We start from the raw sequence: 7,105 nt of genomic DNA on the forward strand, positions 1-7,105 counted from the left end.
GTGACGTCCAGCGGCCGGGTTAGGTCCCCAGAGGGCGGGTTAGGTTTCCAACCCGGCTTTCCGAACGCGACTAACCCGTGCTGACCTGCATGGAGTTAGCCAGGTTAGGTCGGTTAGCCCCGGTGACCAGACCCGGGAAACACCCCGTGCGTGCGTGTTCGGGCATCGCGAGCCGAGCTAACTCACCCACGAGCTGGCGGCAACGACAGCACCGGGAAGCACGGCCAGGAGCTCGTTGCCGAAAGACCGACCCGAGCGGCGGCTCACAGCGCGGAAGGTGTGTTACCGCGGTTCTCAGCGCAGGTCTCGCACGCGTGAGTCATCTCGACCGTGACGGTGGCGAGGATCACGTGGACGTCCGTGTCAGCGGTGGGCGGGATGACCAGTGCCGGGGGCGAGTCCGGCGCTGGGATCGGGCCGGGTGGTTGCGGAGCAGGACCACGGCCAGGACCACGATGCTGAGGGTCACGGCGGCGAGGTAGGCGAGAGCGATCACTACGCGGCTCCCTCGATCCGGGTCTGGCCCCTGCTGGGCTGCGGCCCGCGCGCCTTGGCGAGCTGGGCGTAGACGTCACCGACGTAGGACGCCGACCGGGTGGCCCGCTCGGCCGCCGCGCGGACGGTCAGCCCGGCTTCCCACGCGGCCTCGATCGCGGCTCGCGCGGCCGTGGCGTCCAGTCGGGCACCGGCGGTATCCGCCCCGGTATCCGCCCCGGTATCCGCCCCGGCTGGGGCCGGCGCGGCGGGAGGGCGAGCGGGTTCCGGTGGCGCTTCCAACGCTGCGGCGAGGAGTGTCCGGAAAACCAGTTCCTGCGTCTGGGGGCGGCGAACGCGTTGACCGCCTCAGCGATACGCGGCATCGCCTCCAGCAGCCGGTCGATGTTCTCGGCCAACAGGGCTCCCTCGCGGTGATGGGGTTGATCGACCGTCGCGCCTCATGGGGAAAGTCCCTCCGGAGTCTGCCGGAGGGACCCCGTGGGTGGGGCCCGTCTGGTCAGCGTGGGGAAGCGGGCAGGAACCTGGGGAAGTTTCCCCAACCCGCCTCCCCACACCGCATCCCCGGGACCGACCTGCCAGAACACCCCGTTTGGGGAAGTGGGGAAGCGACCCGCCACAGCCCCCCAAACCGCCTTCCAAACGCCGTCACACCCCCCGGGGGGCTTCCCCGCCGAACGGCGCGGGGGCGACTTCTCACGCGGTTGTTCCTCACGCCCCCCGGCAACGCTAGGGGAAGCACCGCCAGGAGCTCGTTGCCGAAAGACCCCAGCGCGGGATGCCGGGCGGGTCGCGGTCGCAGCGGCAACGACCCTCGACAACGCTCAGCGGCGGCTTTGTTGGTCATCAGCGAAGACCCCCGCGACCCGCGACCTGCCGATATCGGCACTGGTCACCGTCGGGGTGACAGGTCGCGGCACGGGTCGCGCCGCCGCGACCGGTAGCGGGGCAGCCGCGACCTGCCAGGGCGGCGAGATGCGTTGCCGAATTGGGCTGTTTGGGGTCAAGCGCCGACGGCATGGCGGCCCGCTGCGGGGCTTCGGTAGGCAGCAAAGAGCGGCGGGAGGGGAAACCCCTCCCGCCGCCAGTGGAACCAACCTATGCCCGGGGGCTTAGGCCGTCATGGCGAGAAGCTGTGCGCTCCCCGCCAGCGGTCAGTCGTCGTCGTCCGAGCCACCGCCGCAGATCGGGCAGTTGTACCGCTCGCAGTCACAGTCAGTCATCGGTTGCGCCTTTCCTTTGTTGTACGGCTCCCTTGTGGATGCCGCCTCGCAAAGAACAGTGCCGAGATCTTGGTCGTCGCAACTCGCCTCCAGGACCGGCGCGCGGCCGGTCCGGGCCGGGCGACGCTCCTATGCGTCAAGGTTGGGGGCCTGTTGGGCCGGGAGAGGGGGTGGGCGGGTGGTGCCACGTGGCACCCCTGCCGGTCGTTTCCGCTGTTCAGTTGGGGTGTTCCACCCCCACGCGGGGGCGTGGGGGGTGTGCGGGTGCCACGTGGGAGTCCCACGTGGCACCCCCGGGGTCAGGCGGTGGGCACGGTCTGGCCGGCGGCCGCGGCCGCGATCGCGGCCTCGATGTCCTGGCGCCAGTAGCCGCGGCGCTTGAGGCCGTTGCGAACGAACGGCGGCCGGGGCTGGACGCCGAAGGGGCGCAGCAGGTCGGCGAGCGCGCCCGTCGACTCCACGCCGAGCGCCTCGGCCAGGACCTCGCTGTCGTCCACAAGACCCTGACCCAAGCCCAGAAGCCGGACAAGCCCGAGGCGCTCGACCTCACCTGACGCCCCCCACCACCTCGATTTTGCGGCCCGGAGCGCCGTCCCGCCGAGCGCGGGGCGGCGCTCCGCCATTTCAGCGCCCCCGCTACCACTGGGCGGGTAGGTCGGTAAATGGGGCGGGCGCTGTTCGGCGCTCCGCAGCGTCGGCCGCCGCGCTCAACCCCCTGAAGGGAGTCCCAGCACGTCCACGGCGGCGACTGGCCTCGCATCGCAGACGGCACGGGAAAGCTGGCCGCCGAAGCAACGCGGCGCAGGGTGGGCACCGGGGGGTGGCGGGGATGCGGGCGGGGCATGGCGCGGGGGCCCGGCGTCGCCAGGCCCCCGCAGGATGAAGGCACTCAGAAGGTGCTGATGTCCCAGACGCTCTCGCCGTCCAGGTCGTCGTCGGGCTTCTTCGGGTCGTCGTTCTTCTTCGGGTCGCTCATGGCAGGTCCCCTTTTGGTTTGGTTGTGAGCCTTGCGGTCCTGACTGTCCAGAGGTCACCCCCTACCGCCATCTGCTCGCGCCTGGCGGACGGCCGCTGTGAGCGCGGCCGCCGCCCGCTGGCAGGCCGAGCACATCCGCGGCGTGCCCTGACCCCCGACACCGGACGCGACATTCCGACACCTGATGTTCGGACAACCACGGGCGCCGGTCCGGCGGGCGCCGCACCCCTCGCACCGCACCACGCCGGCGGCGACCTCGTCGGCCTGGCGGTCGTAGCCGTTGGTGCGCAGCGCGGCCCGGACCGCGTGCAGCGCATCCAGGTGGCCCCGGGGACCGATCGGAGGCGGTACCTCCTCGGCCGCCCGGACTATCTCGATGGGCGTCCGGCCCTCGGCCAGCAGCGCGTCCACGCGCACCGCCATCTCCGCCAGCACCCAGCGCGGCGCCCCTTCCCGGAACACCCGCGGCAGCCCCCCAGCACCCACCGCGCGTCCTGCGACGCTGAACGGCGCCCTGACGGGCGATCACCGACAGGGGCGGCAGTTGATCACCCCGCCCCCCTCGGTGCTCTGAGGCCGCTCTGAGGGCCGCACACCCACACTCTTGGCGCTCCGGCTCCCCTTGGGTTCCTCGCTCGCCGCTTGCGGTGCCGTCGCGCGCGCCCGCGCGTCACCAACCTGAACGCTCCTCACAGAGCGAGGGGGAGGAATCTTCTGCGCGTTGGTCTTCTGCCCCTTGGTGTTCTTGTGACTGGTGTTCTTAGGGGTCGGATTCACCGTGGACGGTGTCACCGTCGACGGCTTTCCAGCCAACGGTGCTGACTTGGGGAAACGTGCATCCGGGTAAGGCGCGGGCACCGAGATGTTCAGGCCGTCCGGCATGTCGGTGATCCGGTAGACCGCCACCCCCATCTGACCCGTCTTCGGGTCGCGGGTCTGAACGCGCACGAGGTAGCCGTGTTGCTCTAGTTCGCGCAGAGCCTTCCTGATTGCATCCCGTCCCTCCTTCATACACCGGGCGATCGTCTCCACCGAGACGCCGTAGCCGTCCCGGTGCGTGGAGATCAGGCCGAACACGGCCTTGGCCAGGCCACTGATCCGAGGGTCCCGGAACAGGCTGTTGCTGATCTGGGTGAAGTGCTGGCCGAGGGCGTCGGCGGCCATCACGCCACGCTCGATACGGGAGTAGCTCACCGCACACCCCCGCTAAGCAGGCGGGGCGCGACGCCGGCCCCGGGGCTGTCATGGAAGTGTCAGGGGCCTTGACCCAACAAGCTGAATTCGGCAACGCACTCTCGCCCCCTTGGTGGGGCGCGGCCATCTCACTCGCCGAGGCTCGCGCGCGTATGGTGCGCGCGCCATGGGCCTCTGAGACGAGGCTGAGACGGCGCCGTGAGACAGGTCTCCACCGGGCCAGGCCGCGATCAGACGTCTGATCGCACATCTAATAAGGGCCGTCGCGCTGGAAGCCTGCGGCATATCTGGTCCTTGAGACCTAGAGCAAGACAGAGCAGGCGCGGCCTCGCCGTGGTGGCGGGCTGGATGGTTCTGGCCCGCCGTCACGGGATGTCCGGCAGGTTGTTGATCGTGGTTCGAGCCGCCCGCGCGGTGCACCTCTCGAAACATCCGGGCCCTGAGCTCTGCGCTAAGACCGGGGCCCGTGCGGGTCGCTGGGATCGCGAACGGCTCCATCGGAGGCCAGGCCACGAGCCTTGTTATTAGAGCGCCGCGCGTCCCTGCCAGGTCAACCACACAGCGACCTAGCCGAGGGTGATCAAGGAGAGAAACTCACCGTGAGAGTGTTCTGCGGGATCGACTGGGCCGAGGCCCACCACGACATCGCCTTCGTCGACGAGGCCGGCGAGCTGGTGGCCAAACGCCGGATCAAGGACACCGCCGAAGGCTTCGGCGAACTGCTGCAGATGCTCGCCGAAGCCGGCGACGACCCCGCCGAGCCGATCCCCGTCGCCATCGAGACCCCTCGCGGCCTGCTGGTGTCCGCGCTGCGGGGCACAGGCCGGCGCGTCTACGCCATCAATCCAATGGCCGTGGCCCGCTACCGGGAACGTCACACGGTCTCCCGCACGAAGTCCGACCATGTCGACGCGATGACGCTCGCCAACATCCTGCGCACCGACGCCCGCGCGCACCGGCCGCTGCCCGACGACACCGACCTCGCTCGCGCGATCGCGGTCCTGGCCCGGGCCCAACAGGACTCCACCTGGCTGCGCACCAGGGCCTCCAACGAGTTGCGGTCGCTGCTGCGCGAGTACTTCCCGACCTTCCTGGACGCCTTCGCCGGGCGCACCACCAACCTGGCCGGCCGCGACGCACGCGCCGTCCTGGCCCTCGCCCTGACACCGGCGGCCGCCGCCAAGCTCTCGCGCGCTCGCATCGCCACGGCGCTGCGTCGCGGGGGACGGCAGCGCGGGATCGACCCACTCGCTCAACGGCTCCACCAGGCGCTGCGCAAGCCCCAGCTCCACCAGCCCCCGCTGGTCGAACAGGCGATGGGAGAGCAGGCCCGCGCACTGCTGGCCGTTCTGAACACCGAATGCGACAACGTCGACCGCCTCGGCGAAGCCGTCGCCGAGGCCTTCGCCCAGCATCCCGACTACCAGATCATCACAAGTTGCCCCGGCCTCGGCGATCAGCTCGGCGCCCGCGTCCTGGCCGAGCTCGGCGACGACCGCGCGCTCAAGGCCTACGCCGGATCGGCGCCAATCACCCGCGCCTCGGGCCGCAGCATCTCCATCACCCACCGAACAATCAAGAACGATCGCCTCGCCGCCGCAGGGTTCGTCTGGGCCTTCGCCGCTTCCACCAACCACGAACCCGCACGGGCCCACTATCAGCGACGCCGAGAGAACGGGGACAAACACCCCGGCGCCCTGCGGCACCTGTTCAACCGGATGCTCGGCCAGCTCTTCCACTGCCTCCACACCGGCCAGACCTACGACGCCGGCAATGCCTTCACCCGCGCTCTGCCGACCGCAGCTTGACGGCTCAGCGCCATCGGAGGTCTTGCTCCGCCGGTTCTTTCGGCAACCGCTGACCTGCGGTGCCCCCGCGCGGCCGCCGTCGTCCTGGCGCTCGTCCTCGTCAGCCGTCGCTCTTTCGGCAACGCCGGTCGGACGTCCTGCAGACGTCCCCCGGGGACGCGCTGAGACGTCCTCTAGCGGGCCGTGGACGTCTAGCGGACGCTCGCTAGACCTAGCGGTCCCGCTAGCGGCTCACGGGGTTCTGACGGGCGTTCTAGCGTCTAGCGGCGCGCGGGCGGCCGGGCCGGACCGGCCCCCGAGGCCGCAGCCCGGCCCGGCCGCCCGCCTGTTGCAGGGGGTGCCCGGCGCGGCACGGTCATCCCTGCATCAGCGCGTCCCGCGCACCCAGCGCGGGCGCCACACAAAGGAGAGATCTGTGAACAAGGATGACTTGCGCTCCGGGGCCACCAGCGGTGTCTGCGTCGCCGTCCTCGGCGGTGTTCTCGGCTACGTCGTCGCTCGCCTCACCGTCGGCTACTTCGGCGAGTTCCTCGATCTCGGCCCGATCGCCATCGTCGCGCCCATTGCGGGTGTGGTCGGTGCTCTTGTCGGCTTCCTCGTCTGCATCTACGGGTACATCGAGGTCCTTGTCCCATTCGCCATCATCGCTGCGTTCGCGTTCGCGATGACAGTGAGTTTCAGCGTTCCCGCAGTCATCGGGATCGCCGGCGCTACCGCCGCCATCACCAGCCTGCTAGGCGCCTTCCCAGTCGCCGTCTTCAGCAGGTAGCTCCTCTTGCAGGGCCCGGCGCCACGCCGGGCCCTGCCCCTTGACCCCAGACAGCCCAATTCGGCAACGCTCTCTGAACGCGGGCTCGTCTTTCGGCAATTGGTCGGCCCTGGTCAGGAGGGCGGTGCCGTCGATCTGCCCAGCGAGCGCCGGGCCCCTGGAGGGCAACGGCCTCAAAGCGATGGCTGTTGGTCATCAGGGCGCGAAGGGGCCGCCTTGATGCTTCTGGGGTTTGGGACTGGTCGAACTGTCCTTGATCTGCACGGTCGATACCGAGGCATCGAAGATGCCCTGCGGTCCGGTCTCAACCGGACTCCAAACCGAGGTCAAGGGGAAGCGACATGGACGACAAGCACGTGTGCAAGTTCACCACCGGCGTTCCCGGCACCGAGACGTACGCCCTCGACGGTCCGTACGAGATCACGAAGAAGCAGTACAAGTGCACCTGCGGCGCCACGGCGACCTTGGAGAGCTCCAGGAAGCGCCGCGTGGGGTTCTGATCTGCTGGCTAGAACACTTGGTCGGTTTCTCAATCCGATCAGCCGTGGAGGGGCACCGAGCCTCTCCACTTTGCGTCTCTGTAGCCCCCCGCCGCTGGCGGGGGGCTACACCTTCGGCAACTGCAACCGGTGGACGCCGG

8 protein-coding genes are annotated in these 7,105 nt (G+C 69.9%); 3 read left to right on the forward strand and 5 right to left on the reverse strand.

Annotated elements, in window-relative coordinates; translation table 11 throughout:
• Positions 1-346 precede the first annotated feature (346 nt).
• The 5 genes from AB0C84_RS44885 to AB0C84_RS44905 form a co-directional block, all read right to left on the reverse strand.
• Complete coding sequence (locus AB0C84_RS44885) at positions 347-496, reverse strand: hypothetical protein (RefSeq protein WP_361078769.1); 150 nt, start codon at positions 494-496, stop codon at positions 347-349.
• On the reverse strand, positions 496-777 hold the full coding sequence (locus AB0C84_RS44890; RefSeq protein ID WP_361078772.1) for a hypothetical protein: 282 nt from the start codon (positions 775-777) through the stop codon (positions 496-498). The genes AB0C84_RS44885 and AB0C84_RS44890 overlap by 1 nt, the downstream gene beginning before the upstream one ends.
• 1,240 nt (positions 778-2,017) lie before the next feature.
• A complete protein-coding gene (locus AB0C84_RS44895; RefSeq protein ID WP_361078775.1) occupies positions 2,018-2,215 on the reverse strand; it encodes a hypothetical protein in 198 nt (65 codons plus the stop codon).
• A gap of 533 nt (positions 2,216-2,748) precedes the next feature.
• On the reverse strand, positions 2,749-3,180 hold the full coding sequence (locus AB0C84_RS44900) for a hypothetical protein (protein ID WP_361078778.1): 432 nt from the start codon (positions 3,178-3,180) through the stop codon (positions 2,749-2,751).
• Between the two features lie 39 nt (positions 3,181-3,219).
• The gene (locus tag AB0C84_RS44905; RefSeq protein ID WP_361078781.1) at positions 3,220-3,888 is read right to left on the reverse strand and encodes a helix-turn-helix domain-containing protein; all 669 of its coding nucleotides are present in this window, start codon (positions 3,886-3,888) and stop codon (positions 3,220-3,222) included.
• Between the two features lie 599 nt (positions 3,889-4,487).
• On the opposite strand from AB0C84_RS44905, the gene AB0C84_RS44910 reads away from it, so the two are divergent.
• The 3 genes from AB0C84_RS44910 to AB0C84_RS44920 all read left to right on the forward strand — a co-directional run bounded on the left by AB0C84_RS44910 (position 4,488) and on the right by AB0C84_RS44920 (position 6,965).
• Entirely contained in the window at positions 4,488-5,696 is a 1,209-nt protein-coding gene (locus AB0C84_RS44910; RefSeq protein ID WP_361078784.1) for an IS110 family transposase, read from the forward strand.
• A 415-nt stretch (positions 5,697-6,111) separates the two neighbouring features.
• On the forward strand, positions 6,112-6,465 hold the full coding sequence (locus AB0C84_RS44915; RefSeq protein ID WP_361078787.1) for a hypothetical protein: 354 nt from the start codon (positions 6,112-6,114) through the stop codon (positions 6,463-6,465).
• A 341-nt stretch (positions 6,466-6,806) separates the two neighbouring features.
• Positions 6,807-6,965, forward strand: a complete 159-nt coding sequence (locus AB0C84_RS44920; protein WP_361078790.1) for a hypothetical protein — start codon at positions 6,807-6,809, stop codon at positions 6,963-6,965.
• The last annotated feature ends 140 nt before the right edge of the window (positions 6,966-7,105 follow it).

The sequence above is a fragment of the Actinomadura sp. NPDC048955 genome, assembly GCF_040649435.1.
Taxonomy (GTDB): Bacteria; Actinomycetota; Actinomycetes; order Streptosporangiales; family Streptosporangiaceae; genus Spirillospora; species Spirillospora luteofluorescens.

Excerpts from the sequence above, each read along its gene's own strand:
- AB0C84_RS44920 (WP_361078790.1), top strand. The coding sequence starts at position 6,807 with ATGGACGACAAGCACGTGTGCAAGTTCACCACCGGCGTTCCCGGCACC.